Source organism: Micromonospora aurantiaca ATCC 27029, assembly GCF_000145235.1.
Taxonomy (GTDB): Bacteria; Actinomycetota; Actinomycetes; order Mycobacteriales; family Micromonosporaceae; genus Micromonospora; species Micromonospora aurantiaca.
The window spans coordinates 5537501-5562650 of the sequence record NC_014391.1 but is presented as its reverse complement, the minus strand read 5'-3'; the positions used below and the strand labels follow the sequence as shown (position 1 = coordinate 5562650).

The 25150-nt window shown below is 72.8% G+C and carries 23 protein-coding genes and 2 tRNA genes (1 of these 25 only partly in view); 17 read left to right on the top strand and 8 right to left on the bottom strand.

Annotated features, from left to right (window positions below):
* Positions 1-30: 30 nt before the first annotated feature.
* Positions 31-2577: an aminopeptidase N gene (pepN, locus tag MICAU_RS24590; protein WP_030273313.1), complete on the bottom strand. Its 2547-nt coding sequence runs from the start codon at positions 2575-2577 to the stop codon at positions 31-33.
* 227 nt (positions 2578-2804) lie between these two features.
* Here pepN and MICAU_RS24585 point away from each other — a divergent pair, with 227 nt between their 5' ends.
* From MICAU_RS24585 to MICAU_RS24570, 4 genes are all read left to right on the top strand, one after another.
* Entirely contained in the window at positions 2805-3428 is a 624-nt protein-coding gene (locus tag MICAU_RS24585; protein WP_013288051.1) for a mycothiol-dependent nitroreductase Rv2466c family protein, read from the top strand.
* Between the two features lie 179 nt (positions 3429-3607).
* Positions 3608-3952, top strand: coding sequence for a hypothetical protein (locus tag MICAU_RS24580; RefSeq protein WP_013288050.1), 345 nt, complete (start codon positions 3608-3610; stop codon positions 3950-3952).
* Between the two features lie 133 nt (positions 3953-4085).
* On the top strand, positions 4086-5285 hold the full coding sequence (locus MICAU_RS24575) for a DUF1015 family protein (protein ID WP_013288049.1): 1200 nt from the start codon (positions 4086-4088) through the stop codon (positions 5283-5285).
* Positions 5286-5357: 72 nt separating this feature from the next.
* The gene (locus MICAU_RS24570; protein WP_013288048.1) at positions 5358-5828 is read left to right on the top strand and encodes a ribose-5-phosphate isomerase; all 471 of its coding nucleotides are present in this window, start codon (positions 5358-5360) and stop codon (positions 5826-5828) included.
* Between the two features lie 15 nt (positions 5829-5843).
* On the opposite strand, the gene MICAU_RS24565 is transcribed toward MICAU_RS24570, so the two are convergent.
* The gene (locus MICAU_RS24565; protein WP_013288047.1) at positions 5844-6257 is read right to left on the bottom strand and encodes a hypothetical protein; all 414 of its coding nucleotides are present in this window, start codon (positions 6255-6257) and stop codon (positions 5844-5846) included.
* A 390-nt stretch (positions 6258-6647) separates the two neighbouring features.
* Positions 6648-7868 (bottom strand): GNAT family N-acetyltransferase, encoded by a 1221-nt coding sequence (locus tag MICAU_RS24560; RefSeq protein WP_030273319.1) that lies wholly within the window; start codon positions 7866-7868, stop codon positions 6648-6650.
* A 98-nt stretch (positions 7869-7966) separates the two neighbouring features.
* On the opposite strand from MICAU_RS24560, the gene MICAU_RS24555 reads away from it, so the two are divergent.
* Entirely contained in the window at positions 7967-8506 is a 540-nt protein-coding gene (locus MICAU_RS24555) for a hypothetical protein (RefSeq protein WP_013288045.1), read from the top strand.
* 54 nt (positions 8507-8560) lie between these two features.
* Here MICAU_RS24555 and MICAU_RS24550 read toward each other — a convergent pair whose 3' ends face one another.
* Entirely contained in the window at positions 8561-9040 is a 480-nt protein-coding gene (locus tag MICAU_RS24550; RefSeq protein WP_013288044.1) for a hypothetical protein, read from the bottom strand.
* Positions 9041-9434: 394 nt separating this feature from the next.
* Between MICAU_RS24550 and MICAU_RS24545 the strand changes: the two genes are divergently transcribed.
* Complete coding sequence (locus tag MICAU_RS24545) at positions 9435-11315, top strand: propionyl-CoA synthetase (RefSeq protein ID WP_013288043.1); 1881 nt, start codon at positions 9435-9437, stop codon at positions 11313-11315.
* A gap of 77 nt (positions 11316-11392) precedes the next feature.
* Here the strand turns inward: MICAU_RS24545 and MICAU_RS24540 are convergent, their stop codons facing one another.
* Entirely contained in the window at positions 11393-13513 is a 2121-nt protein-coding gene (locus tag MICAU_RS24540; protein WP_013288042.1) for a M14 family zinc carboxypeptidase, read from the bottom strand.
* 77 nt (positions 13514-13590) lie between these two features.
* Complete coding sequence (locus MICAU_RS24535; protein ID WP_013288041.1) at positions 13591-16527, bottom strand: Hsp70 family protein; 2937 nt, start codon at positions 16525-16527, stop codon at positions 13591-13593.
* A 130-nt stretch (positions 16528-16657) separates the two neighbouring features.
* On the opposite strand from MICAU_RS24535, the gene MICAU_RS24530 reads away from it, so the two are divergent.
* The 5 genes from MICAU_RS24530 (at position 16658) to MICAU_RS24510 (ending at position 19017) form a co-directional block, all read left to right on the top strand.
* Complete coding sequence (locus tag MICAU_RS24530) at positions 16658-17305, top strand: MOSC domain-containing protein (protein WP_013288040.1); 648 nt, start codon at positions 16658-16660, stop codon at positions 17303-17305.
* A 29-nt stretch (positions 17306-17334) separates the two neighbouring features.
* Positions 17335-17550, top strand: a complete 216-nt coding sequence (locus MICAU_RS32765) for a hypothetical protein (RefSeq protein WP_041799095.1) — start codon at positions 17335-17337, stop codon at positions 17548-17550.
* A gap of 171 nt (positions 17551-17721) precedes the next feature.
* On the top strand, positions 17722-17859 hold the full coding sequence (locus tag MICAU_RS33245; protein ID WP_013288039.1) for a hypothetical protein: 138 nt from the start codon (positions 17722-17724) through the stop codon (positions 17857-17859).
* Positions 17860-17874: 15 nt separating this feature from the next.
* Positions 17875-18300: a nucleoside deaminase gene (locus MICAU_RS24515; protein WP_013288038.1), complete on the top strand. Its 426-nt coding sequence runs from the start codon at positions 17875-17877 to the stop codon at positions 18298-18300.
* A gap of 204 nt (positions 18301-18504) precedes the next feature.
* A complete protein-coding gene (locus MICAU_RS24510) occupies positions 18505-19017 on the top strand; it encodes an O-acetyl-ADP-ribose deacetylase (protein ID WP_085985947.1) in 513 nt (170 codons plus the stop codon).
* Positions 19018-19138: 121 nt separating this feature from the next.
* On the opposite strand, the gene MICAU_RS24505 is transcribed toward MICAU_RS24510, so the two are convergent.
* Positions 19139-19212: transfer RNA gene (locus tag MICAU_RS24505), tRNA-Gly, on the bottom strand.
* Between the two features lie 282 nt (positions 19213-19494).
* Between MICAU_RS24505 and MICAU_RS24500 the strand changes: the two genes are divergently transcribed.
* From MICAU_RS24500 to clpX, 5 genes are all read left to right on the top strand, one after another.
* Positions 19495-19568: transfer RNA gene (locus tag MICAU_RS24500), tRNA-Pro, on the top strand.
* Positions 19569-19717: 149 nt separating this feature from the next.
* Positions 19718-21064, top strand: coding sequence for a trigger factor (gene tig / locus MICAU_RS24495; RefSeq protein ID WP_013288036.1), 1347 nt, complete (start codon positions 19718-19720; stop codon positions 21062-21064).
* 175 nt (positions 21065-21239) lie between these two features.
* Complete coding sequence (locus tag MICAU_RS24490; protein WP_013288035.1) at positions 21240-21881, top strand: ATP-dependent Clp protease proteolytic subunit; 642 nt, start codon at positions 21240-21242, stop codon at positions 21879-21881.
* A 14-nt stretch (positions 21882-21895) separates the two neighbouring features.
* Positions 21896-22558, top strand: a complete 663-nt coding sequence (locus MICAU_RS24485; RefSeq protein ID WP_013288034.1) for an ATP-dependent Clp protease proteolytic subunit — start codon at positions 21896-21898, stop codon at positions 22556-22558.
* Between the two features lie 227 nt (positions 22559-22785).
* Positions 22786-24078 (top strand): ATP-dependent Clp protease ATP-binding subunit ClpX, encoded by a 1293-nt coding sequence (clpX, locus tag MICAU_RS24480; RefSeq protein ID WP_013288033.1) that lies wholly within the window; start codon positions 22786-22788, stop codon positions 24076-24078.
* A 26-nt stretch (positions 24079-24104) separates the two neighbouring features.
* Here clpX and MICAU_RS24475 read toward each other — a convergent pair whose 3' ends face one another.
* A complete protein-coding gene (locus tag MICAU_RS24475; protein ID WP_013288032.1) occupies positions 24105-24728 on the bottom strand; it encodes a helix-turn-helix domain-containing protein in 624 nt (207 codons plus the stop codon).
* 41 nt (positions 24729-24769) lie between these two features.
* On the opposite strand from MICAU_RS24475, the gene MICAU_RS24470 reads away from it, so the two are divergent.
* A protein-coding gene (locus tag MICAU_RS24470; protein WP_013288031.1) for an EamA family transporter crosses the window boundary here: on the top strand, positions 24770-25150 show its 5' end (the start). Its footprint extends 453 nt past the window's final position; 381 of the gene's 834 nt are visible here — the first part of the coding sequence; it begins with the start codon at positions 24770-24772; its stop codon lies off the right edge, out of view.

Below are 25150 nucleotides of genomic sequence, written 5' to 3'. Positions count from 1 at the left end.
CCCGCGCCGGCCCCGGCCGACGTGCCTCACTCAGGCGCTGCGCGCGTCCCGCTCCCGGGCCTTCAGCGCGCGGACCACGCCGTCGCGGCCCTCGGCGACCAGCCGCCGCAGCGACGCCGGCCGGCCGTCCTGGGCCAGCCACGCGTCGGTGGCCGCGACGGTGTCCTCCTCGACCAGGTGCGCCGGGTAGGCGAGCTGCACGAACTCCTGCGCCGGCTCGCTGTCGCGCTGCGCCCACACCTGGTCCACCGTGGCGAAGTACCGCTCCCGGTAGGGCGCGGTCAGCTCGACCTGCGCCGCGTGGGTGAAGCCCTGCAACAGCGCCCGGTTGCGCCAGTTGGGCAGCGCGTCCGGGCCGGTGAGCAGCGCCCACACCGCGGCCTTGTTCTCGACAGTCGGCACCAGCGCGTGCGCGTACGCGGCCTCCCGCTCGCCGCTGGCGGTACGGTCGCCGGCCAGCTCCGCGTCCACGTCGGCGGCACCGGCCGCGCCGTTGGCGACCAGCGACTGGAGCACCGTCCAGCGCAGCTCCGTGTCGACGGTCAGCCCCTCCGGCACCCCGTTGCCGTCCAGCCAGCCGCGCAGCGTGGCCAGGTCCTCACCGGAGCGGGCCGACGAGGCGTACGACCGGGCCCAGGCGAGCTGGAAGCCGCTCCCCGGCTCGGCCGCCGCGAGCGCGGTCCGCGCGGTACGGGCCAGGTCGGCCCAGCCGGTCGGCGCCCACGCCGGGTCGGCGTAGAAGGTGAGCGCCGTGGTCGCCTGCCGCAGCGTGGCCGTCACCAGGTTGATGTCGGTCTCGGCGGTCAGCCCGGCCAGCACCAGCGCCACGTAGTCGCGGGCCGACAGCTCGGCGTCGCGGGTCATGTCCCAGGCGGCGGTCCAGCACAGCGCCCGGGCCAGCGACGAGTCGAAGCCGGCGATGTGCTGCACCACAGTGGCCATCGACCGCTCGTCCAGCCGCAGCTTGGCGTACGTGAGGTCCTCGTCGTTGAGCAGCAGCACGTCGGCGGCCGGCTTGCCGTGCAGCTCGGACAGCTCGGTCAGCTCGCCGGTCACGTCCGTCTCGATCAGCTCGCGGCGCACCAGCCGGCCGTCGGTCAGGTCGTACAGGCCGACGCCGATGCGGTGGGTACGCAGCGTCGGGTAGGCCGACGGCGCCTCCTGCCGGACCACCACCCGCTCGTACGTGCCGTCGGCGCCGATGGTCACCTCCGGGCGCAACGTGTTGACCTGCGCGGTCTCCAGCCACTGGGCGGCGAACTTGCGCAGCTCCCGGCCGGAGGCCGCCTCCAGTTCGGACAGCAGGTCGTCGAAGGTGGCGTTGCCCCAGGCGTACTTGCCGAAGTAGGCGCGCAGGCCGGCCAGGAACGGCTCCTCGCCCACGTACGCGACGAGCTGCTTGAGCACGCTCGCGCCCTTGGCGTACGTGATGCCGTCGAAGTTGACCTCGACGGCTTCCAGGTCCGGCATCTCGCAGTAGACCGGGTGGGTGGAGGAGAGCTGGTCCTGCCGGTAACCCCAGTTCTTGCGGATCGACAGGAACGTGGTCCAGGCGTCGGTGAAGCGGGTGGCGTGCGTGTTGCACCAGTGGCTGGCCCACTCGGCGAACGACTCGTTGAGCCACAGGTCGTTCCACCAGCGCATGGTGACCAGGTCACCGAACCACATGTGCGCCAGCTCGTGCAGGATCGTGTTGGCGCGCTGCTCGTACTCGAAGTCGGTGACCTGCGAGCGGAAGATGTAGTGCGACTCGGCGTGCGTGACGCAGCCGAAGTTCTCCATCGCGCCGGCGTTGAAGTCCGGCACCCAGAGCTGGTCGTACTTGGGCAGCGGGTAGCGCACCCCGAACTTCTCCTGGAAGAAGTCGAAGCCCTGCGTGGTGATCAGGTGCAGGTCATCGGCGTCCATGTGCGGGGCCATGCTGGCCCGGCAGAAGTAGCCCATGTCGATGCCGTCGTGGGTGCGCCGCACCTCGTGGTACGGCCCGGCGCAGAGCGCGGTGATGTAGGTGCTCATCCGCTCCGACACGGTGAAGTGCACCGTCTTCAGGCCCTCACCGGCGGCCTCCTCGCGGGCCACCGGCATGTTCGACACGACCCGCCAGTGGTCCGGGACGGTGGCGTGCCAGGTGTAGACGCTCTTCAGGTCGGGCTGGTCGAAGCAGGCGTAGACCTTCTGCGCGTCGGCGGTCTCGAACTGGCTGTAGAGGTAGGTCTCGCCGTCCACCGGGTCGACGGTCCGGTGCAGACCCTGCCCGCTGTTGGAGTAGCCGAAGTCGGCGTCGACCACCAGCACGTTCTCGGCGGCCAGGCCGCTGAGCGTGAGTCCCTTCTCGGCGGACCAGCCGGACAGGTCCACCGGCTCGCCGTTGAGTGTGGCCGACCGCACCGATTCGGCGGCTGTCTCGATGAACGTGGTCGCCCCCGGTTCGGCGCAGCGGAACCGGACCTCGGTCACCGAGCGGAACGTGCGACCGGTGGGCTGCACCGCGGTCGACAGGTCAAGGCTGATGTCGTACCCGGTCACCTCGAGCAGGCGGGCCCGCTCCGTCGCCTCGACCTGGGTCAGGTTGCGCACTCCCGGCACTGTTCGTCTCCATCCCACTCGTCTCGCCGCGCCCCGCGGCGCCGGTTCTGCCCGGCCGCTCGTGACGGCCCGTCGAGAACCGAGTCTTCCATGCACGGACCGCTCCCGGTGGTCGAGGTCACGCTCTCATTCCGGTACCGGTCGACGGGGTACGGGGTGAGGATCGGAGGTGACCGCGCCGGGTCCCCGGCGCGACGATGCCGTGAAGGGAAAACACCGTGACCGAACGTGTCACCGCGGACATGTGGTTCGACCCGCTGTGCCCGTGGGCGTGGATCACCTCCCGTTGGCTGCTGGAGGTCGAGCAGGTCCGGGATGTGGACATCCGGTTCCACGTGATGAGCCTGTCCGTGCTCAACGACGGCCGGGAGCTGCCGGAGGAGTACCGGGACCTGATGCGCGACGGCTGGGGCCCGGTGCGGGTGTGCATCGCCGTCGAGCAGGCGCACGGCGCCGAGGCGCTGGCGAAGCTCTACACCGCGATGGGCAACCGGATCCACCTCGGCAAGGAGGGCCTGGGCCGGGACATGCTGGTGGGCGCGCTCACCGAGGTGGGCCTGGACCCGGCGCTCGCCGACGCGGCCGAGTCCACCCAGTACGACGAGGCGCTGCGGGCCAGCCACGAGGCGGGCATGCGGCCGGTCGGCACCGACGTGGGCACCCCGGTGATCCACGCCCCGGGTCCGGACGGCGGGCAGGTCGCCTTCTTCGGCCCGGTGATCACCCCGGCGCCGAAGGGCGAGGCGGCCGGCCGCCTCTGGGACGGCGTGCTGCTCGTCGCCGGCACCCCCGGCTTCTACGAGCTGAAGCGCACCCGGGAGCAGGGCCCCATCTTCGACTGAGGGGTAAGGAAGGGCCCCTTCTTAACGCCTCCGGTAGAGGAAGGGCCCCTTCTTAACACCGGCAGCACGCCCCGAGCCCCGCACCCGCCCGTCACCGGGCCGGTGCGGGGCTCGTTTCACCGGGTGTCCCAGCCGACGGCCCGCGGGGCCGCAACACGGCAGCTCCTGGAGGCGTTCCCATGGCCAAGCACCGCCACATGTCCGACGACGCGCCGCGGCAGGCGACCGAGGACTCCGGTGCGACGTACTGGTCGGTGACCGAGAGCCACTGGCCGGCCGGCCCGGCCGAGGTGGCCGACCTGCTGGCCCCGCCGATCGTGGTCGGCGTGGCCCGGGTGGTGGCCACCTCGCGGATGACACCGCCGGGCGAGACCGGCCGCCCCGGCCGCGCGCCGTCGCGGCCCGGCGCCGCCGCCCACCCGGCCGCCGCGGGGGCGACGACGGTACGCCTCAACGCCGGCTCCCGCCCCGCCCCGGCGACCCGCCGCCCGACGCCGGGCCGGCACCGCAACTCCACCGCCTGAGCTGCCCTTCCCGGCGTTAAGAAGGGGCCCTTCCTCTACCGGAGGCGTTAAGAGGGGGCCCTTCCTTTCACCTGGTGGTAAGCGGGTGAGTCCGGCGGCGGCGCCGATCGGGGCCCGGGTAGCGTCAGCGGACATGACGGTCGTGCATCCGATCACCCGGGCCTGGATCACCACTGGCGGCACCGGCGCGCAGAACTACGACGAGTTCGCCGACGACGCGGAGATCACCTCCATCGTCGAGGCGAATCCGCACAGCGCCCTGGGCATCGAGATGCCCCACCGGGCGCCCGGCAGCCTCGGGAAGTCCTTCCTCGACGCGCTGCCGGACGCGGTGGCGCGCCTGGCCGAGGCGAAGGCGGACGGCAGCTATACGCCCGCCGAGCAGGTGGTGGTGCTCTACCGGATCAGCGCGCCGGGCGAGGAGAGCGCGTACGGGCTGTGGGCCATGGTCGACACCGACCAGATCTCCACCCGCGCCGACGAGCCTGGCCTGGTGATCCGCAACGAGGACGTGTTCATCGCCAAGGTGCGCGAGCGCGTCGCGCTGGCCGAGGCGCTCAGTCACCTGCTCTCGCCCGTACTCCTGCTCCAGACCGGTAGGGGCGACGAGCTGCACGCCGCGCTCGCGGCGGCGACCGACGCGGCCGGCGCGCCCGCCGCGACGGACGTCGACCAGTCCGGCCGGACGCACGCGATCTGGCTGCTCGGCCCGGGTCCGGCGCAGGACGAGCTGACCGCGCTGGCCGGCGGCGGGGAGTTGGTGGTCGCGGACGGCAACCACCGCAGCCTGGCCGCGCAGACCGGCGGTTTCCCGCGCTTCCTGTCGGTGATCACCACGCCCGCGTCGGTCGCCATCCAGCCCTACAACCGGCTGGTCAGCGAGCTGACCACCACGCCGGACGAGCTGCTCGACCGGCTGCGCGCGGCGGGCGCGGAGGTCACCCCGGTGGACGGGCCGGTCGACGTGCCGGCCACCGGCGGCGTCGTGCACCTCTACCTCGGCGGCCGGGGGTACGCGGTGACGCTGCCGCACGTCGGCGCCGCCCGGCTGGAGAACCTCGACCACGCGCTCGTCGAGCGCCTGCTGCTGCGCGACGCGCTGGGCCTCGACCCGGGCGACAAGCGGATCACGTACGTGGGCGGCGACTACCCGGCGAGCTGGCTCGTCGGTGAGGTCGACGCCGGCCGGGCCGAGCTGGCGGTGCTCGTCGCGCCGGTGACTGTCGACGACTTCGTCGCGGTGAACCTGGCCCGGGAGAAGATGCCGCGCAAGAGCACCTGGTTCACCCCGAAGGCGCGGGCCGGCCTGGTCGTGGCCGAGCTGCCGCACTGACCGTGTGACGAATCCGCCTCCGGGTCGCCGCCCGCGCGCCGGCCCGGAGGCGGGCCTGTCAGACTGCGCGGTATGCGCGTCTACCTGGGATCCGACCACGCTGGTTTCGAGTTGAAGGTGCACCTCGCCAACCACCTGGCCAAGCAGGGCTACGAGGTGGTCGACGTGGGACCGCACGTCTTCGACCCGGACGACGACTACCCGGCGTTCTGCCTGCACACCGGTGACCGGGTGGTCGGCGACCCGGGCAGCCTCGGCGTGGTGATCGGTGGCTCCGGCAACGGCGAGCAGATCGCCTCGAACAAGGTCGCGGGCGTCCGGGCGGCGCTCGCCTGGAACGTCGACACCGCCCAGCTGGCCCGCGAGCACAACGACGCGAACGTCGTCGCCATCGGCGCCCGGCAGCACACGCTGGACGAGGCCACAGCGCTCGTCGAGGCGTTCCTCACCACGCCGTTCTCCGGCAACCCCCGGCACAGCCGGCGCATCGAGCAGGTGGCCGCCTACGAGCAGAGCCGCCGCCTGCCCGAGCTGCCCGCCTGAGCGGACGCCTCCGGCTCACCGCCCGTTGCGGGGCAGTTCCTCGCGCGGCACCCAGTTGCGGCGGATGAGCACCACGCGCTGTTCGGCCTCGGCGAGGTCGTCCTCGGTGGGGCGGGCGGCGTCCCGTGCCCGCAGCGCGGCGGTCACGCTCACCTGCGACGAACCGGAGCCGACCAGCCCGCGCAGCCCGCGCTCGCCCTCCTCGGCGGGCGCGGCGGCGCGGCGTCCCCGGGGCTCCGGCTCGCCCGGTCGGCCGCCGCGCACGGGACGCGGTGCCACGTCGTCGTGTACCGGTGTCGTACTGGCAGTGGTGCCGCCGGTGCCCGTGCCGTCGGCACCGGTACCGGCACCGGTTCCGGCGGTCTCCGTCGGCGGGGCGGCCTCGCCGTGATGCCGCAGCCGCCGTCGCCGTCGCTCCGCCTCACCCATCCCCCGACCGTACCGTCCCCATGGCCACCCGCGCGCCGCTCGTACCCCGCGCTTCCCCGCACACGCTCCCCGGCGTGCCCGATCCAGCCAGCCTCCGCCGATCATGGAGTTGTGGTGCCCGGAGTGCCCCGTGAGCGAGGTATGCGAGGTGCCACAACTCCAAGGTCGACGAGGCGGGCGCCGACGATCACAAACGGTTTCCCCGACGGGTGTGCGGGGCCCGCTGCTGCCAGCGCTCCCTGCTCCCGCCCGCCGCACGATCATGAAGTTAGCCGGGACAAACCGGACGGTTTGCGCCGCTAGCTTCATGATCGCCGGGCCGGGCCGGGCCGGGGTCGGGCCGGGCCGGGGTCGGGCCGCGCGGAGTGGGGCGGGGGGCGGGGGTGAGGGCTAGAAGACCTCCATGGGGGAGGGGGTGCGGTGCCAGGTGAAGGCGGGTGTCAGCGCGGCCAGCGTGTGCGGGATCAGCTCCCGGACGCGGCCGGCGGCGGCCAGCGCGTACGGGTTCGCGCCGCCGAGGTACAGCTCGCCGAGAGCGCGTACGTCACACGCCAGTCGGGCCGGGGCGGTGGTGGGCGTGCACTGCGCGCCGTCGCGTCCGCCGACCAGCCGCCAGCGGCCGGTGTTCTCCTTCAGCAGCTCGTCGGTGACCTCGATCACCACGTCGACGTCCGTGGCGTAGCGCCGGGCGGCGAGCGCGGCCGGCACGTCCACCACCCGTACCCAGAGCGCGTCGGCGAGCTGCGGGGAGAGCTGGCGGGGCTCGTCCACCAGCCGCAGCAACGGCTCGTCCAGGGCCGCGATCGGGAACGACAGCCGGCGGGTCAGGTCGACCGAGAGCAGCAGCCGCCACAGCGCCGTGTACGCCTCGGGCGTCGCCGCCACCACCTCGCCGACCTGCACCTCGGCCTGCGGCCCGGTGGCCGACGAGCTGTCCTTCGTCCGGTAGAGCGCGTACCCGTCGAGGCCCTCGGCGCCCTCGTGCAGCAGCACCCGGCGCTCGGTGGCGCCGCCCCGGTGCGCCTTGAGGTCCGCCAGGACGTACGACCACCAGCGGTCGTCGCGCCGGGACCAGCCGGGACGCTCGGTGCGGACCCGCTCGTACAGCCGGGCCAGCTCGTCGCGGTGCGCGTCCGGACGGTCCAGTCGCAGCCTGCCCTCGGCGGGCGCCGGTGCGGGCAACCGCAGGCCGGTGGTGTCCACCGACAGCACGTAGCGCGGGGCCGCGGACCCGTAGCCGAAGCGGGGGTAGATGCGGCCCTCGCTGGCCCAGAGCACCGCGATCGGCTCGCGGCCGGCGTCGCGGACGTCCCGCAGCTGGCGCCGCATCAGTGTGGTGAGCAGGCCGCGCCGCCGGTGCGTCGGCGCGACCGCGACCATCGTCACGTGCGCGGCCGGCAGGTCCGCGCCGGGCACCGCGAGGTCGCGGCTGAACGCGGCGGCGTGCGCCACCGCCGTGCCGCCGTCGCGGACCAGCAGCGACCGGTCCGGCTCGAAGATCGGGCGTTCGAGCGCCTGCACCTCGGGGTCGAGATCGCCGTGGAAGGCCAGCGCCAGCAGCGCCGCGATGTCGTCGAAGTCCTCGGCCCGGGATACCACCACGTCAGTCACGGCACGTGTGTATCGCACCGCGATGGGGGTCGGCACCCTATTTGCGGGCTGGCTACCCTCGGAACCGAGGCCGGAATCGGTCGAGGGGGAGGACGAAGATGGCGGACCAGACACAGCCGTGGGCCGAGCGCACCGTGGAGGTGCCGCCCCAGCCGGGGGTGGTGCCCCCGCAGCGGGACGCGTTCCAGCGCGGGGTGGCGGCGGTCGGTCAGCCGCGCCCGTCGCGTACGCCCCGTACCGAGCAGTTCCCCACCGTCGAGCACGGCGACTGGGCGGCGGAGCCGGCGCCCCGCCGGCCGATGAGCTGGCACCTGGCCCAGGCGCGCAAGGGCGGGGAGCTGAGCGCTGCGGGCGCGCTGTTCGCGTTCGTGTGCTGGGGCATCTGGGCGATCTCCGGCCGGGGCAACCTGGTCGCCCCGCTGCTGACGTTCGTGCTCAGCCTGCTCACCGCGGTCGGCCTGTTCGCGCTGGCCCGGCTGCTCGGCCGGCTGATCCTGGAGCGGCAGTTCGGCCGGGTGCGCCGCAGCGCCCGGGGCGCCCACCTGGTCACCGCGTTGTTCCTGGTCGGCGTCGGTGTGGCGTATCTCCAGCAGACCGAGTGGGTGGTCTCCGCCTGGAACTGGGTGACCGGCAACTGAGCCGACAGGTCGTCCGTCCGGTACGCGCCGGACGGACGACCCGGGGCGTCGGTGTCAGAAGGTGGTCGGCGCGCCGGCCGTCTGGCAGGCGGCGTTGATGTCCTTGCTGGCCTTCTCCATGGCGGGGTTGTCGGCGGCGGTGCCCGGGTCGGCGGCCGCGCCCGCCTTGCCGGCCTCCGCGCCGAACTCCTTCAGGGCGGTGGCCGCCTTGCCGTCGCCGGCGGTCGCGGCGAGCTCGGTCACCCGGTCACCGAGTTCGGTCAGGATCGCGCCGGTCTTCTTCGTCAGGTCGCCGCCCGCCTGCACCACGGTCATGAGCTTCGCCCGCATGTCCTTGTTGATCTTCTCTGCGGCGGTGCAGAGTTCCTTGTCGCTCATCGCGGCCGCCGACGGCGAGGGGGCCGCCGAGGAGGGTGCGGCGGAGGCCGAGGTGGCTGCCGGCCCGGCCGTGGTCGAGGGCTTCTCGTCGCCGCACGCGGCGAGGCCCAGCACGGCACAGGTCAGGAGGATCGGGAAGATCCGGTTCGTTTTCACGTCTGGGCACGCTAGTCGATGCCCGTCATTGATCAAACTCGGTTTGCCCGGGTCGGCCCCGGGATGCGCGGGCGGGCGGCATTCGCGCCGCCCGCCCGCGTGCCCGGCCGCGGTACGCCGCGACACCGGTCGTCGCTCCACCAGGACCGTGCTGCCTTACCCCGCCCCGCGGGCTTCATCCGTCGCCCGTTGGGCTGAGCCGTCGCCGCTGCTCGTCGGCCTTCGGCGACGCGACCCGGGCCGCCGGGTCCTCGACGCCCGGGCCGCCGGAACGACAGGCGACGGGTACCGCCCACCGCCGTGAGCGGCCGTTCAGCGAGCCGGGGCGTGCTTCCGGCGCACCGGACCCGTCCGGCCGTCGTGCCGGCGTGGCGCGGCGGCGCAGCATGACGGCATGGGCGCGTATCGATCAGCGTACGAGCGGAGCATCGCCGACCCGGCCGGCTTCTGGCGGGACGCGGCGGCCGACATCGACTGGGTCATCCCGCCGGAGCGCATCCTCGACGACTCGGCGGCGCCGCTGTACCGCTGGTTCCCCGACGGGGTGCTGAACACCTGCCACAACGCGCTGGACCGGCACGTCGCCGCCGGGCGTGGCGACCAGCCCGCGGTGATCCACGACAGCCCGGTGACCGGCACGGTACGTACCCTCACCTACGCCGAACTGCTCGCCGAGACGGCCCGGTTCGCCGGTGCGCTGCGCCGTCTCGGCGTCGGCCGGGGCGACCGGGTGCTGCTCTACCTGGCGATGGTCCCGGAGGCGGTGATCGCCATGCTGGCCTGCGCCCGGATCGGCGCGGTGCACTCGGTGGTCTTCGGCGGCTTCGCCGCGCACGAGCTGGCCGTCCGGATCGACGACGCGCGGCCGAAGGTGGTGGTGGCGACCTCCTGCGGCATCGAGGCCGACCGGGTGGTGCCGTACCACCCGATCCTCGCCGCCGCGCTCGACGAGGCCGCGCACGCGCCGGAGCGCTGCGTGGTGGTGCAGCGCCCGCAGGAGCCGGCCCCGCTGGTGCCCGGCCGCGACCTGACCTGGGCCGAGGTGATGGCGGACGCGGAACCGGCGCCGTGCGAGCCGGTGGCCGCCACCGACCCGCTCTACGTCCTCTACACCTCCGGCACCACGGGCCGTCCCAAGGGCGTGGTGCGGGACAACGGCGGGCACGCGGTGGCGCTGCGGTGGTCGATGCGCAACGTCTACGGCATCGAGCCGGGCGAGGTCTTCTGGGCCGCCTCGGACGTGGGCTGGGTGGTCGGCCACTCCTACATCGTGTACGCGCCGCTGCTCACCGGCGCGACCACCGTGCTCTACGAGGGCAAGCCGGTCGGCACTCCCGACGCCGGGGCGTTCTGGCGGGTCGCCGCCGAGCACCGGGTGGCCGCCCTGTTCACCGCGCCCACCGCGATCCGGGCGATCCGCCGGCAGGACCCGGACGGCAGCCACATCTCCCGGTACGACCTGAGTGCGCTGCGTACCCTCTTCCTCGCCGGTGAGCGGCTGGACCCGGACACCTGGGCCTGGGCGGGGGAGCGGCTCGGCGTACCGGTGGTCGACAACTGGTGGCAGACGGAGACCGGCTGGCCGGTGGCGGCCAACCCGCGCGGCCTGGAGCCGCTGCCGATCAAGCCGGGGTCGCCGTCGGTGCCGGTGCCCGGCTACGACGTGCGCGTGGTCGATGGTGCGGGCCGGGACGTGCCGCCCGGCACGGACGGCTCGATCGTGATCCGGCTGCCGCTGCCGCCCGGCTGTCTGCCCACGCTCTGGGGTGACGACGAGCGGTTCGTCCGCTCCTACCTGTCCACGTTCCCGGGTCACTACCTGACCGGCGACGGCGGCCGGTTCGACGAGGACGGCTACCTGTACGTGATGGGCCGCACCGACGACGTCATCAACGTGGCCGGGCACCGCCTGTCCACAGGCGCGATGGAGGAGGTTCTGGCGACGCACCCGGCGGTGGCCGAGTGCGCGGTGATCGGCGTCGCCGACGCGCTGAAGGGGCAGGTGCCCAGCGGGTACGTGGTGCTCAAGGCCGGCGCCGACGTGGACCCGGACGCGCTCGCCGCCGAGTTGGTCGCGCTGGTCCGGCAGCGGATCGGCCCGGTGGCTGCGTTCCGCCGGGTGACAGTGGTCCCGGCGCTGCCGAAGACCCGCTCCGGGAAGATCCTGCGCCGCACCATGCGGGGCCTGGTGGAGGGGCGCGACGAACCGGTCCCGGCGACCATCGACGACCCGGGCGCGCTCGCCGTGTTCCGCGACCTCGGCACCGCGGACTGAGCCAGGCAGGGCCGACCCGCCCCGGACGAGCTGAAGCGGTCCCCGGCCGGACTCCACCGGCCGGGGACCGCTTGCGGTCAGCGCCGGACCGGGTTGTCGGCGGCGTAGTCGCGGGCGACGCGGACCAGTTCCACCAGGCCGCCGGCGTACTCCTGCGCCTCGGCGTGCGCCTCGTCGAACGGCGGCTGGAAGCCGACGCCGTCCCACTGACCGGTGGTCTCGTTCCACCTGTCGTTCCCGACCTCGAAGTCCCAGGCGAAGATGCCCAGCTCGTAGTAGAGCTGGTCGGCCGAGTTGCCGGCCGCCGAGTAGAGCACGTCGGCGACCGGGCCGGTCTGCGACGGCCAGGTGACGGTGCCGCGCTCGGCCGCGATCGCGCCCACGATGCGCCGGGCGCTGCCCAGGAACAGCGTCGACTCGTCGATCGACGGGCGCGGCAGCGTCACCCGCCCGTCGGCCTTGTACGCCCCGGGCGGCCACATGAAGTAGCCGCCGTACGAGTGCACGTTCATCGCGAACTTGATGTTCGGGTGGGCCTTGGCCAGGTCGATCACGTTGCGGCTCTCCGGCTCGGACAGCTCCGCCGTGCCCGCGTAGTTGCCGGACAGGCAGTTGGCGCTGGCGCCCACGTACCCGTCGAACAGGGATCCGACCGTGTAGTTGCGGTTGACGTCGACGCCCCACATGGTGCGGTTCTTCGGGTCACGGGAGGCGCCGGTGCAGTGGTTGACCAGGTTCTTGCGCTGGAAGTTGTAGTCGTGGAACGAGTAGTTCGCGCCGTCCGGGTTCACAGTCGGGATGACGAACACGTCCACCTGCTCCAGCAGCTTGCGGGTCGCCGCGTCGGTACGCGCGTTCGCCAGCAGCCGCTCGGCGAACTCCAGCGTGACGAGCGGGGTCGCCCACTCGCGGGCGTGCTCCTGCGAGTACGCCAGCACGCCGATCCGGGAGCCGTCGCGGTGCTTGCCGATGCGCAGCGCCTGCACCGTCCAGGGCCGGGACGGCACCTCGGTGCCCTGCAAGCCGTCGTCGAGGCGTACCGGCCCGGTGACCGGCATCGGCAGCCCCGCCGAGCCGTCCTCCACAGTGGCCCGGAAGCGGGCGCCCCGCGGGGCGTTGATCAGGGCGGCGACGTCGTCGGTGGTGCTCGTGACCTTGCCCGCGCCGTCGGTGGCCAGCGAGATGGTCAGCACCCGGTCCCGGTAGCGCATGTTCAGCGGCCGGTTCGGCCGGCCCGGGTCGACGGTGCGTACCTGCACGCCGTTCATGCCCTGGTCGCCGAAGCGGATCGACTCCACCACCACGGCGGCGGCCGCCGGGTCGCCCAGGTAGGCGGCGGCGGTCCGGCGGTATCCCTGGGTCTTGTTCGGCAGGTCGATCACGTCGACCAGGTCGCGGTACTGGCGGCCGAGCCGGGCGATGCGCGCCTTGATGTCGACGGGCGTCAGGTAGGCGTCGATGAAGTCCTTCTGATAGCCGGTCGGCTGCGGCGGCGGGGTCGCGTTCGGCCAGAGCGACGGCGTCACCGGCCGGCTCGTGCCGCCCAGCGTGGAGGTGGCAGTGAGCTGCACCGGACGGCTCGGCACCGGCTGCGGCAGCGCGTAGTGGTACTGGTACTCGCCCGAGTCCTCGAAGCGGTACAGCGGGAACGAGCCGGTGGCACCGTCGGCCGTCCGCCAGCTCACAGTGATCTCCACGTCCGGGTCGTCGGTGGCGGTGGTGGCGACCTGGGCCTGGAGGAACGTCCGGCCGCCGGTGGTCCACCAGTACGCCTGGAGGAACTGGAGCGTGTCGACAGCGGCGGCGCCGCTCGTATGCAGCCCGGCGCGGGTGCGCTCCCGCGCGGCGCGGCGGCTCTCGGCCAGGTGCCGGGCCCCGTCGTCGGCGCGCTGCACCACCTGCACGGCCGTGGCCCCCTGCCGGGTGAGGTCGGCGAGCTGCCGTCCGGTGAGGACCAGGTCGGCGGTCCACTCGCCGTCGCGCGAGCGGGGACGGTTGGCCAGGTCGGCGCCGCCGGCCACCAGGCGGTCGAGCTGCGCCCGGTCGGCGAGCCGCACGCGGACCAGCGCGGTCTCGGTGGGGGCGAGCGTGATCGCGGGGGAGGGCGGTGCGGCGGCGCCCGGCCCGGGATGGGCCAGCGCCGCGGCGATCAGGATGCTGGTGGTGGCGAGTGCGGTCCACCGTCGTCGGACGATCACGGGGCCTCCTGACGAACGTCGATCTCTCTGCCGTTCACACCAGCCGAGGCATCGATCGCTGTCAAGCTCAGTTCCGGTCAGCCGGCGAACCGGTACAACCGGAACTCCTTCTCCGCGCCGCACACGAGCATCTCGGTGTTCCACGAGCAGGACTCGCTGCGGATCTGCTTGAGCTGCCCCATCTCGACCGGCTTGCCGTCCACCGCCGTCCCGGCGAGGACCCGGTCGTCCTCGTACGCGCTCGGCGCCTCGGAGAAGATCAGCAGGTTGCCGGCGTCCAACCGGACCGCCGTCCCGTCCCGGTCACGCAGCACCGCCGTGCCGTCCGGCGCGAACAGCGTCACCGCGTCCGGCGAGTCCCGCCCGGCCAGCACGTGCTCACCGACCGGCACCAGCGACTCGGCGCGCGGCGCCGGCCACTGCCGGGTGCCCTCACCCTCGGTCGCCGCCACCACCCGGGTGTCGTCGGCGCCGCTGCCGGGCGTCTCCAGCAGGCACACGCGGCGCTCCCCGCAGGTGACGAGATCCTTCACCCGGCCGCCCTGTTCCGGCGCCTCGTACAGCACGCCCGGCGTGCCGAGACCGCCCAGGTCGTAGGCGAGCAGCCGCAGGCCGCGCTCGTTCTCCGCCACGTACAGCCGGTCGTCGCGGGCGGCCACCGGATCGTCGAGCCCGGCGACGTTGCCCCGGTCCTTGAGGATCTTCCCGCTGCGCATGTCGACGACCCGGAGCGACCGGTCCGCGCCGACCTGCACGAGCCGGTCCGCCTTCCCCGCCCACGGGGCGAGCGGCGAGCCCTCGGCGTTGCCGGGCCCGTCCAGCGCCGCGCCGGTGCCGACCGGTACCACCTTCGTGCGCGCGTCGCCGTACTCGGTGCGCGGGTTGGGCCGCTCCCACCGCTGCCGGCCGTCGTCCAGCCGCAGCCCGACCAGGCGTTCACCGGCGCGGTCCAGCCGGACGATCGTGTCGGGCCCGAGGTACAGGGTGTCGTCGCGACCGACGTCGGTCCGCCAGCGCTGGTCGCCGGAGTCCTCGTCGAGCACCGCGAGCACGCGGGGGGTGTCACTTCCGGTGGCATCGCCGAGGACGAGCAGCCCGTCGGGCAGCGCCCGGATCCCCGCCCACCGCTGCGCTGTCGCGTCGGTCCGCCTCTCCCAGACCGTCTTGCCGGTGGCCGCCTCGACGGCAGTCACGTGGAGGTGGTCGTCGGGCAGCGAACGGGCCAGGTAGGCGCGTTCCCCGAGCGTCGCGGTGAACATCTGGTCCGGCCGCGCGTCACCGGCGGACACAGTCTTCACCAGCTCCGCGGTGTGGAAGTCCAGCGCCGGGTGCCGGTCCCGGAACACCCAGAGCAGCACCGACGCCGCCACGGCGACGACCACGAGGCCGGCGCCGAGCGCGATCCACCGGCCGCGCCGTGGCCGGCCGCCGCCGGGCCGGACACCGCCCGGCGCGGGGGAGAAGGGCGCTCCGGGTACGCCGGGCTGCCAGCCGCCGGGCGGGGGAGCGGACGGTCCGGGTACGCCGTAGCCCGCGGCCGGGTGCGGCGGAACCGGACCGTGGGCGGCCGGCATGCCGTCGTACCTCGTGGGCTGTGGCGGAACCGGGCCCGGTGTGCCGTCGTACCTCGTGGCGGCCGTCTGCGGGACGGGGCCGTCGGCGACCAGCGTGCCGTGCGGTCCGGCGGACGCCGCGTCCGGACCGCCGAGCGGCGCGGTCGGGTTCGGCCTCGTCGCACCGGCCGGGACCGTGGCGGCGCTCGCCGTGCCGGCGTCGGTCCCGCCCGCGGGCGGCGCGGGCCGTGTCGATTCGGGCTGGGCCGGCGCGGGTGGTGCCGGCGCGGCCTGGACCGGCACGCCGGGACGGCCGGACCGCCGGGGCAGCGGCAGGTCGGTGAGCGCGCCCTCGGCGACAGGCATCTCCGGCTGCTCCAGCACCGTCGGCGCGATGCCCAGCTCGGCGTGCAGCAGCCGGGCCACCAGCGGCACCCGGGTCGACCCGCCGACCAGGAACAGACCGGATAGCTGCTCCGGACGCAGCCCGGCGGCGGCGGTCACCTCGCGAGTCTCCGTCACGGCCCGGGCCAGCAGCGGCGCGGCCAGGCGTTCGAAGTCCTCCCGGGACAGCGGCACCGCCGCCTCGACCCCCGGTACGGCGACCGGCGCCACCATGGCCCGGGACAGCATCTCCTTCGCGCCGCGCACGTTGTCCCACAACTGCTGGCGGTCCCGCCGCTCGGCGGTGGTCGTCGCGTCGGTCAGCCGGGCCCACTCGCCCGGATGGGCCGGGCCGACCAGCTCGCCGAGCCGCCCGAGCAGGGCCGCGTCCAGGTCGAGACCGCCGAGGTCGGGGATCCCGCCGGTGGCGACCAGCTGGAAGCCGGAGTCTCCCCACGGATCGGCGCCCTCGTTGCGCAGCACCGCCACGTCGAGCGTGCCGCCGCCGAAGTCGAACACCGCCACCGCACCGCCCACCGGCACCGGCCGGCGCAGCACCTGCGTGAAGTAGCGCGCCGCGGCCACCGGCTCACGCAGCAGACGGGTGCCGGGCGCGATCGGCCCGGCCAGCGTGTGCTCGGCCGCCGCCGGCCAGCCGGCGAGTTCCAGCGCGTCGTGCAGCACCTGACGGCGGGCCGGCGTCCAGGCCGCCGGGTGGGTGACCACCGCCGGGGGCAGCATCCCGACCGCCGCCACCGCTGCGTCCGCAACCGCGCGCAGCGTCGCGGCCAGCAGCTCCGCCGGCCGGTACGCCCGCCCGCCCAGCTCCACCGTCTCCTCGTCGACCCGGCGCTTCGGGTTCGGCTCGTAGCCGGCCGGGTCGGCCTGGGCGAGGCGCTGCGCGTCCCGCCCGACGTGCAGGTGACCGTCCGCGTCGGCGTACACGCCGGACGGCAGGATCGGGTGGCCGTCGACGAGCACCGGCCGGGTCCGCCCGTCCGGCCAGCGCAGCACCGCCACCGTGTTCGAGGTGCCGAGGTCCACGCCGAGGGCGAAACCGTCCTGCTGGCCTGCCATCCGCGGCTACCTCCACCACCCGACGAGGATGTCCGGCCCGCATCGTACGCAGGCCGCGCCGCCTCGCCGCGCACCCGGCCCGGGGGAATGGACTGGCCGGTCCGGCGCCCGGCCGCATACCGTCGCCGTCATGAGGGTGATCTCCGTCAACGTGGGCCGACCGCAACCGAACCCGTGGAAGGGGATCGGCGCCACCGGCATCGACAAGCGGCCCGTGGACGGCCGGGTCGCCGTCACCGCGCCCGGCCCCAAGGGCAACGGCGATGTCGGGCTCGCCGGTGACCGGGTCTACGACGTGGCCCACCACGGCGGCACCGACCAGGCGGTCTACGCGTACGCCCGGGAGGACCTGGACCACTGGGAGGCCGAGCTGGGCCGTCCGCTCGCCGACGGCAGCTTCGGCGAGAACCTGACCACCACCGGGCTGGACGTCAACGGCGCGCTGATCGGCGAGCGGTGGCGGATCGGGCCGGACCTGGTGCTGGAGGTCTCCTGCCCGCGCATCCCCTGCGGCACGTTCCAGGGGTGGCTGGGCGAACGCGGCTGGATCAAGCGGTTCACCGAGGAGGTACGGCCCGGGGCGTACCTGCGGGTGGTCACGCCGGGCAGCGTCGGCGCCGGAGACCCGGTCGAGGTCGTGCACCGGCCGGACCACGACGTGACTGTGGCGTTGGTGTTCCGGGCCACGACGCTGGAGACGGAGCTGCTGCCCCGGCTGCTGGTCGCCGACGCGCTCCCCGAGGAGGACATGGCGCGGATCCGCCGCCGCTTGACCTGAACCACACTTCAGGCCGGACGCTTCCCGGTGTGCTGAACTCCGTACTCGACGAGGCGTACGAGCGCGTACGCCACACCGGTCCCGAGCGCGACGGGTGGCTGTCCAACCACGTGCCGGTGACTGGCTCGACCTCTTCGACCGCGAGCTGGCCGGCGACCCGTGGCACGACGTGCCTGCCCGGCTCGCCGCTGTCGTCGACGCCGCCGTGGTCCGGCACGGCACACACGGGTACGCCGGTCCCGTGATGCTCGTGCACGCCGCCACCGCGCCGAACGCCGTCCTGCGTACGCTGCCGGCCCTGCCGCCGGCGCTGTGGCAGCCGAGCCTGGGCGGCGACCGCCGCCGTCACCGCCGCCTACGCCCCGGCCGGGGCCCGTGCCCTCCCGCCGGCCGCCGGGCCGGAACTCGACGAGGTCATGGCGCGGGCGCTGGACACCGGGGACGCGCACGCGATCAAATTCATCGACACCCTGAGCGACGCGTACGCCCGCAGCGGCGACCCGGCCCTGCTCGCCGTGGCCGCCCGATCCGTCGAGCAGATCGCCGCAGACTGAACACGTGGAGGGCTGATGACACCCGACGACGAGGCGTTCCTGCGCCGCGCCGTGGAACTCGCCGACCGGGCCGGCGCGTCCGGCGAGCGGCCGTTCGCGTCGCTGCTCGTCGGCGCGGACGGCACCGTCCTGATCGAGGACCACAACACTGTGGTCTCCGACAAGGACGTCACCGCCCACCCGGAGCTGAAGCTGGCCCGCTGGGCCGCCCGGCAGCTCGCCCCCGAGGCGGCCGTCGCCACCACCATGTTCACCAGTTGCCAGCCCTGCCCGATGTGCACAGTCGCGATCAACGCATCAGGCCTCGGCCGGGTCGTGTACGCGCTGTCCACCGAGCAGTTCGAGCAGGTCAAGCCTGCGACGCCCGCGCCGCGCCCGGTGCGGTACGACGGGCCGGCGCTGTTCGACGAGGCACGCCGGCCGATCGAGGACCACTACTAGGCACCCGGGCGACGGTGGACGCGCCACGGCGGAGCACCGGGTCGAGCGGTGCGGTGGGCCTCCGGCGTCGCTACATTCTCCGGCCCGGACCTTGAACCTCGCGAGCCGGACCGGCATCTGCGCGACGCCGTCGTGGGGTTCCTCGGTCGATGAGAGCGGCGGGGGTCATCTGCCAGCGAGGTGCTCTGGTGGCATCATCGATCCGTGCCTGTGATCGAAGTTGTCCTCGGTGACATCACCCGAGAGGACGTCGATGCCGTCGTCACCGCGGCGAATGAGTCGCTGTTGGGTGGCGGCGGTGTGGACGGGGCGATTCATCGTGCAGCCGGACCGCGGCTGGCCCAGGCGGGTGCTGCCCTGGCACCGTGCGATCCGGGCGACGCGGTCGCCACGCCGGCGTTCGATCTTGACCCACCGGTACGCCATGTCATTCACACCGTCGGCCCGGTGTGGGAAGGCGGCGGCTACGGTGAGGCCGATGTCCTGGCGTCGTGCTACCGGCGCAGCCTTGAGGTTGCCGATGAGATCGCCGCTCGCCGCGTCGCCTTCCCCGCCATCGCTACTGGTGTGTACGGGTTCCCGACCGACCAGGCAGCGAAGATCGCGATCTCGACCATCAGAGCGACACCGACGAACGTCGAGCACGTCCGCCTGGTCGCCTTCGACCAGGCCACGTACGAACTGCTGGCTTCGGCGCTCCAGGGGCCCGGCCGTTGAGTTCGTGAGGCGGATCCTCGCAGGCGGCCGGAGCAGGTGATGGCCACGGCTGGCCCGAGCGGGGGAGTCGCCGACCGGCCCAGGCTCGGGGGATGCGTCCTCTGACCGGGGCCGGAGGCCGTGGAGCGGGCGACGGGAATCGAACCCGCACCGTCAGTTTGGAAGACTGAAGCTCTGCCATTGAGCTACGCCCGCGAGCGCCCCACCACAGCAGGGCGCGCCGACAGCGTACCGAATCACCCCCGCCGCCGTGCAGCGCGTACCCCGCGCACGCCGCCGACCGTCAAGATCCACACAATTTCGGCGAGGTGGCGCCTTCCTGCGCCCCCGGACCCAGCCACTTCCCCGAACTGGCGCCCGACGCCACCCGACGCCACCCGACGCCACCCGACGCCACCCGACGCCACCCGCCACACCGCGCGCCGTGCCCCGGTCACCCGCGCGAGGGGCCGGACGGCATACACTCTTCGTCGCCACCGGGGTGTGGCGCAGCTTGGTAGCGCACTCGCTTTGGGAGCGAGGGGCCGTGGGTTCAAATCCCGCCACCCCGACTGTCGTTCGCGACCGGATCGTCCCGGGAACCGCCGGTTTTTTCCGCGCGGTACCCGGGCCCTGCCGATGCCGTCGGCCGGCTCGCCTACACTCGATGCGCGCAATCACGCCCCAGACTCAACACCCAGATCCGTCAAGGAGTACGCCTGTGAAGAGCACCGTCGAGACTCTGAGCCCGACGCGCGTGCGGCTCGCCATCGAGGTGCCGTTCGTCGAGCTCGAGCCGAGCCTCAAGAAGGCGTACCGGGAGATCGGCCAGCAGGTCCAGGTTCCCGGCTTCCGCCGGGGCAAGGTCCCCAGCGCGGTGATCGACCAGCGGGTGGGCCGGGGGACCGTCCTCAACGAGGCGATCCAGGAGGCCATCCCGCAGAACATCCTCGCCGCGGTCCGGGAGCACGACCTGAAGACGCTCGGCCGTCCCGAGGTCGACATCACGGAGTTCAACGACGGCGACTCGCTCAATTTCACCGCCGAGGTGGACGTCCGGCCGGAGATCACCCTGCCGGACCCGGCCACCATCGAGGTGACCGTCGACGAGATCCAGATCGCCGACAGCGAGATCGACGAGCAGATCAACAGCCTGCGCGAGCGGTTCGCCACGCTGAAGACCGTCGAGCGGGCCGCCCAGGAGGGCGACTTCGTGCAGATCGACCTGAACGCCACTGTTGACGGCGAGGAGGTCCCGGGCGGTTCGGCGAGCAACATCTCGCACGAGGTGGGCAGCAAGCAGCTCCTGCCGGGTCTGGACGAGGCGCTGGTCGGTCTGGCCGCCGGCGACAGCACCACCTTCACCACGCAGCTCGTCGGCGGCGACTACGCCGGCCGTGACGCCGACGTGGCGGTGACCGTCCGCACGGTCAAGGAGAAGGAGCTCCCCGAGCTCAACGACGACTTCGCGCAGATGGCCAGCGAGTTCGACACCATCGACGAGCTGCGCGCCGACCTGCGGGAGCGGGTCACCCGGGGCAAGCAGGTCGAGCAGATCTACGCCGCCCGTGACAAGGCCCTGGAGCAGATGGTGGCCGCCGCCGAGGTGCCGGCGCCCGAGGGCGTCGTCAAGGAGGAGGTCGAGAGCCGCAAGGCCGCGATGGTCGACCAGCTCGAGCGCATCGGCGCCTCCCTGGAGGAATACCTCGCGGCGGAGGAGAAGACCGAGGAGCAGATCGACACCGAGCTGACCGAGGCGGCGACCGACGGCGTCAAGATCCAGCTCCTGCTGGACACCCTGGCCGACGCCGAGGACGTGCAGGTCTCCGACGACGAGTTCGGTCACGAGATCGTGCACCGGGCGCAGCGTGCCGGCATGGCCCCGCAGCAGTACTACGACCAGCTGGTCCGCTCCGGCGCCGCCGCGGCCGTCTTCGGCGACGTCCGCCGGGGCAAGGCGCTCGCCGCGGTGATGGAGAAGATCAAGATCAAGGACTCGGCGGGCAACGAGGTCTCCCTCGACGCGCTGCGGGCCCAGAACGAGGCCGAGCACGACCACCAGCACTGACCATCGGGGGTGTCGGCCGCCGTCCCGCGCTGCGCGCCGGGAGGCGGCCGAAACCCTTTCCGGGGTACGCCGTGCGGGTGACTGCGCTGAGAGCGAACAGTGCCCCGACCGGGAGTACGCCTCCCGGCTGAGCGGTTAGTGTCGGGTAGGACGGTACGGAGAGCGAAGGGCTGCCATGACCGACATGCACATCCCCAAGAAGTCGCTCCGGGTGAACGAGGCCCGCGGTGGCGACTCCATTGGCAACCTCGACGACTCGGTCTACAACCGGTTGCTCAAGGAACGGATCATCTTCCTGGGCAGTGAGGTGAACGACCAGGTGGCCAACCGCATCTGCGCGCAGCTCCTGCTGCTCGCGGCGGAGGACCCGGACCGCGACATCTTCCTCTGGATCAACTCGCCGGGTGGCTCGGTCTACTCCGGCATGGCGATCTACGACACCATGCAGTACATCGACAACGACGTCTCGACCGTGGCGATGGGCATGGCCGCCTCCATGGGCCAGCTGCTGCTCTGCGCGGGCACCAAGGGCAAGCGCTACGCCCTGCCGCACGCGCGGATCATGATGCACCAGCCCTCGGGTGGCCTCGGCGGCACCGCGTCGGACATCGCGATCCAGGCCGAGCAGATGCTCTACACCAAGCGGATGTTCCAGGAGCGGGTCGCGTTCCACACCGGCCAGTCCCAGGCGCAGATCGAGGCGGACTCGGACCGTGACCGCTGGTTCACCGCCCAGGAGGCCATGGACTACGGCTTCATCGACAAGGTGATCATCGGGGCCGCGCAGGTTCCGGATGGCGCCGGGACCCTGAGCTGACCGAGGAGCTGACGATGACCGACCTGAGCCTGCCGCCCCAGTTCGCGGCCGTGCACAACCGCTACGTTCTGCCGTCGTTCGTCGAGCGCACGTCGTACGGGATGAAGGAGTCCAACCCGTACAACAAGCTCTTCGAGGACCGGATCATCTTCCTCGGCGTGCAGGTGGACGACGCGTCGGCCAACGACGTGATGGCCCAGCTGCTGACGCTGGAGGGCACCGACCCGGACCGCGACATCATCATGTACATCAACTCGCCCGGTGGCTCCTTCACCGCCATGACGGCGATCTACGACACCATGCAGTACGTCCGCCCGGACATCCAGACCGTCTGCCTCGGGCAGGCGGCGAGCGCGGCGGCGGTGCTGCTCTCCGCGGGCACGCCGGGTAAGCGGATGGCGCTGCCCAACTCCCGGATCATCATCCACCAGCCGGCCACCGAGGGCGGCTACGGCCAGGGCTCGGACATCGAGATCCAGGCGCGGGAGATCCTGCGGATGCGGACGCAGCTGGAGGACATGCTCTCCCGGCACTGCAACCGCCCGATCGAGCAGGTTCGCAAGGACATCGACCGTGACAAGATCATGACGGCCGAGGAGTCCAAGGAGTACGGGCTGGTCGACACGATCCTGACCAGCCGCAAGAAGGGTCTGCTGGCGTCGCACGCCGCGGGCTGAGCAACGTGTGGTCGGAGGTCGGTCGGGGTATCGTTCCCGGTCGACCTCTGACACACCCGTTTTGGGGGTCGGAGAAAACCCGGCCACCGGGTAACGTCGGGTCTGTACCGCTCCGCCGGTCGGATCAGGTGGAGCCGACAGCATGGTGGGACGACAGGACGGACGGGCGCTCCGGCGCTCGCAGGTCAGGGCCGGCGTTCCGGCCGACGAGTGCAGGGAGAACGTAGGTGGCACGGATCGGTGACGGCGGCGACCTACTGAAATGCTCGTTCTGCGGCAAGTCGCAGAAGCAGGTCAAGAAGCTCATCGCAGGCCCTGGTGTCTACATCTGCGACGAGTGCATCGACCTCTGCAACGAGATCATCGAAGAGGAGCTGGCCGAGTCCGGCGAGGTGAAGTGGGAAGAGCTTCCCAAGCCGATGGAGATCTGCCAGTTCCTCGACAACTACGTCGTCGGTCAGGAGCAGGCCAAGAAGGCGCTCGCCGTCGCGGTCTACAACCACTACAAGCGGATCCAGGCCGAGGCCGCAGGCGCGCCGGGCTCCGGCACCGACGGCGTCGAGCTGGCCAAGTCCAACATCCTGCTGCTCGGCCCGACGGGTTGCGGCAAGACGCACCTGGCGCAGACGCTCGCGCGGATGCTCAACGTCCCGTTCGCCATCGCCGACGCCACCGCGCTCACCGAGGCGGGCTACGTCGGTGAGGACGTCGAGAACATCCTGCTGAAGCTGATCCAGGCCGCCGACTACGACATCAAGCGCGCCGAGACGGGCATCATCTACATCGACGAGGTCGACAAGATCGCCCGCAAGTCGGAGAACCCGTCGATCACCCGTGACGTCTCCGGCGAGGGCGTGCAGCAGGCGCTGCTGAAGATGCTCGAAGGCACCGTCGCCAACGTGCCGCCGCAGGGCGGGCGCAAGCACCCGCACCAGGAGTTCATCCAGATCGACACCACGAACGTGCTGTTCATCTGCGGTGGCGCGTTCGCCGGGCTCGACCAGATCATCGAGGCCCGCACCGGCTCCGGCGGCACCGGCTTCGGCGCCCGGCTCCGGTCGGTGTCCGAGCGGTCGACCGACGACATCTTCAGCCAGGTCATGCCGGAGGACATGCTGAAGTTCGGGCTCATCCCCGAGTTCATCGGCCGGCTTCCGGTGATCACCAACGTGCGCAGCCTCGACCGCAGCGCCCTGGTGCGGATCCTGACCGAGCCGCGCAACGCGCTGGTCCGGCAGTACCAGCGCCTGTTCGAGCTGGACGGCGTCGAGCTGGAGTTCGAGCAGCCCGCGCTGGAGGCCATCGCCGACCAGGCCATGCTCCGCGGCACCGGCGCCCGCGGCCTGCGGGCGATCATGGAAGAGGTGCTCCTCTCCGTGATGTACGAGGTGCCGAGCAACCCCGACGCCGCCCGGGTGCTGATCACCCGCGAGGTCGTCCTGGAGAACGTCAACCCGACGATCGTGCCCCGCGAGTTCACCGGCCGACGCCGGCGGGACCGCGAGGAGAAGTCGGCCTGATACCGCCGTTCGCGACCGCGCCCGGGTCAGCTCGGGCGCGGTCCGCGTGAGCGGGTCCGCCGGTCCCACTCGCCCGACGGGGTGACCACCACCATCATCAGGCGCACCGGCCCGTCACCGGCCGTGCGATAGCCGTGCTCCCGGTCGGCGTGGAACTCGACCGTCTCGCCGGCGCGTACGTCGTGGTCGACGCCGTCCACTGTGACAGTGGCGACGCCGTCGAGCACGTGCAGGATCTCCCGGGTGCCGTGGGCGTGGTCGGGGGACCGCAACGCCTCCCCGGGTTCCATCCGCCAGTCCCACAGCTCGACCAGGTCGGGTTCGCCGAGGCCGCTGAGCAGACGCGCCAGGCCGCCGTTGGGGCCGCGCCACAGCACCGGCGCCTCGTCGGCCGCGCTGACCCGCACCGTGCTCTGTTCGGCCGGCTCCAGCAGCCGGGCGATGCTGACGCCGAACGCGTCGGCGACCCGGCAGAGCGTGCCGATGCTCGGGTTGGTGCGCGCCCCCTCGATCTGCACCAGCATGCCCTTGCTGACTCCGGACCGGCCGGCCAGTTCCTCGAACGACCAGCCGCGTGCTGCTCGCAGGTCACGTACCTGGCGGGCGACCGCTGAGGTCACCGCGCCGACCCGTCCACCGGTATCGGTCATCACACTGTCCTTCACGGTCACTATTGTGGTACGACTGCGGGATGCTCCCCATTGTCCTCGCCGCCGTGTCCGCGCTGGCCTTCGGCACGGCCGACTTCGCCGGCGGCAAGGCGTCCCGGCGCGCCGACCCGATCGCCGTGACTGTCGTGTCGCAGATCCTCAGCGTTCCGCTGCTGCTCGTCCTCGTCCTCGTGGTGCCCGGCACGCCGAGCCCGCTCGACCTGGGGTGGGGACTGCTCGCCGGCGTGGCGGGCGCGGGCGGCGTCATGCTGCTCTACCGCTCGCTCGCCACCGGCGTGATGGCTGTCGTCGCGCCCGTCACCGCGATCACCGCGGCGATCGTGCCGATCGTCGCCGGCCTGGTCCTCGCGCACTCGCCGGGTGCTGTTGCGCTCGGCGGCGCCGGGCTCGCCGTGGTCGCC

What these genes read in the sequence shown, in the direction of transcription:
- MICAU_RS24570 (WP_013288048.1), top strand. Translation starts at nt 5,358, where the DNA reads ATGCGCGTCTACCTGGGATCCGACCACGCTGGTTTCGAGTTGAAGGTG.
- MICAU_RS24580 (WP_013288050.1), top strand. Translation starts at nt 3,608, where the DNA reads ATGGCCAAGCACCGCCACATGTCCGACGACGCGCCGCGGCAGGCGACC.
- MICAU_RS33245 (WP_013288039.1), top strand. Translation starts at nt 17,722, where the DNA reads ATGGCGCGGGCGCTGGACACCGGGGACGCGCACGCGATCAAATTCATC.
- MICAU_RS24515 (WP_013288038.1), top strand. Translation starts at nt 17,875, where the DNA reads ATGACACCCGACGACGAGGCGTTCCTGCGCCGCGCCGTGGAACTCGCC.
- MICAU_RS24575 (WP_013288049.1), top strand. Translation starts at nt 4,086, where the DNA reads ATGACGGTCGTGCATCCGATCACCCGGGCCTGGATCACCACTGGCGGC.
- MICAU_RS24485 (WP_013288034.1), top strand. Translation starts at nt 21,896, where the DNA reads ATGACCGACCTGAGCCTGCCGCCCCAGTTCGCGGCCGTGCACAACCGC.
- MICAU_RS24565 (WP_013288047.1), bottom strand. Translation starts at nt 6,257, where the DNA reads ATGGGTGAGGCGGAGCGACGGCGACGGCGGCTGCGGCATCACGGCGAG.
- MICAU_RS24535 (WP_013288041.1), bottom strand. Translation starts at nt 16,527, where the DNA reads ATGGCAGGCCAGCAGGACGGTTTCGCCCTCGGCGTGGACCTCGGCACC.
- MICAU_RS24475 (WP_013288032.1), bottom strand. Translation starts at nt 24,728, where the DNA reads ATGACCGATACCGGTGGACGGGTCGGCGCGGTGACCTCAGCGGTCGCC.
- MICAU_RS24490 (WP_013288035.1), top strand. Translation starts at nt 21,240, where the DNA reads ATGACCGACATGCACATCCCCAAGAAGTCGCTCCGGGTGAACGAGGCC.
- MICAU_RS24545 (WP_013288043.1), top strand. Translation starts at nt 9,435, where the DNA reads ATGGGCGCGTATCGATCAGCGTACGAGCGGAGCATCGCCGACCCGGCC.
- MICAU_RS24555 (WP_013288045.1), top strand. Translation starts at nt 7,967, where the DNA reads ATGGCGGACCAGACACAGCCGTGGGCCGAGCGCACCGTGGAGGTGCCG.
- MICAU_RS24530 (WP_013288040.1), top strand. Translation starts at nt 16,658, where the DNA reads ATGAGGGTGATCTCCGTCAACGTGGGCCGACCGCAACCGAACCCGTGG.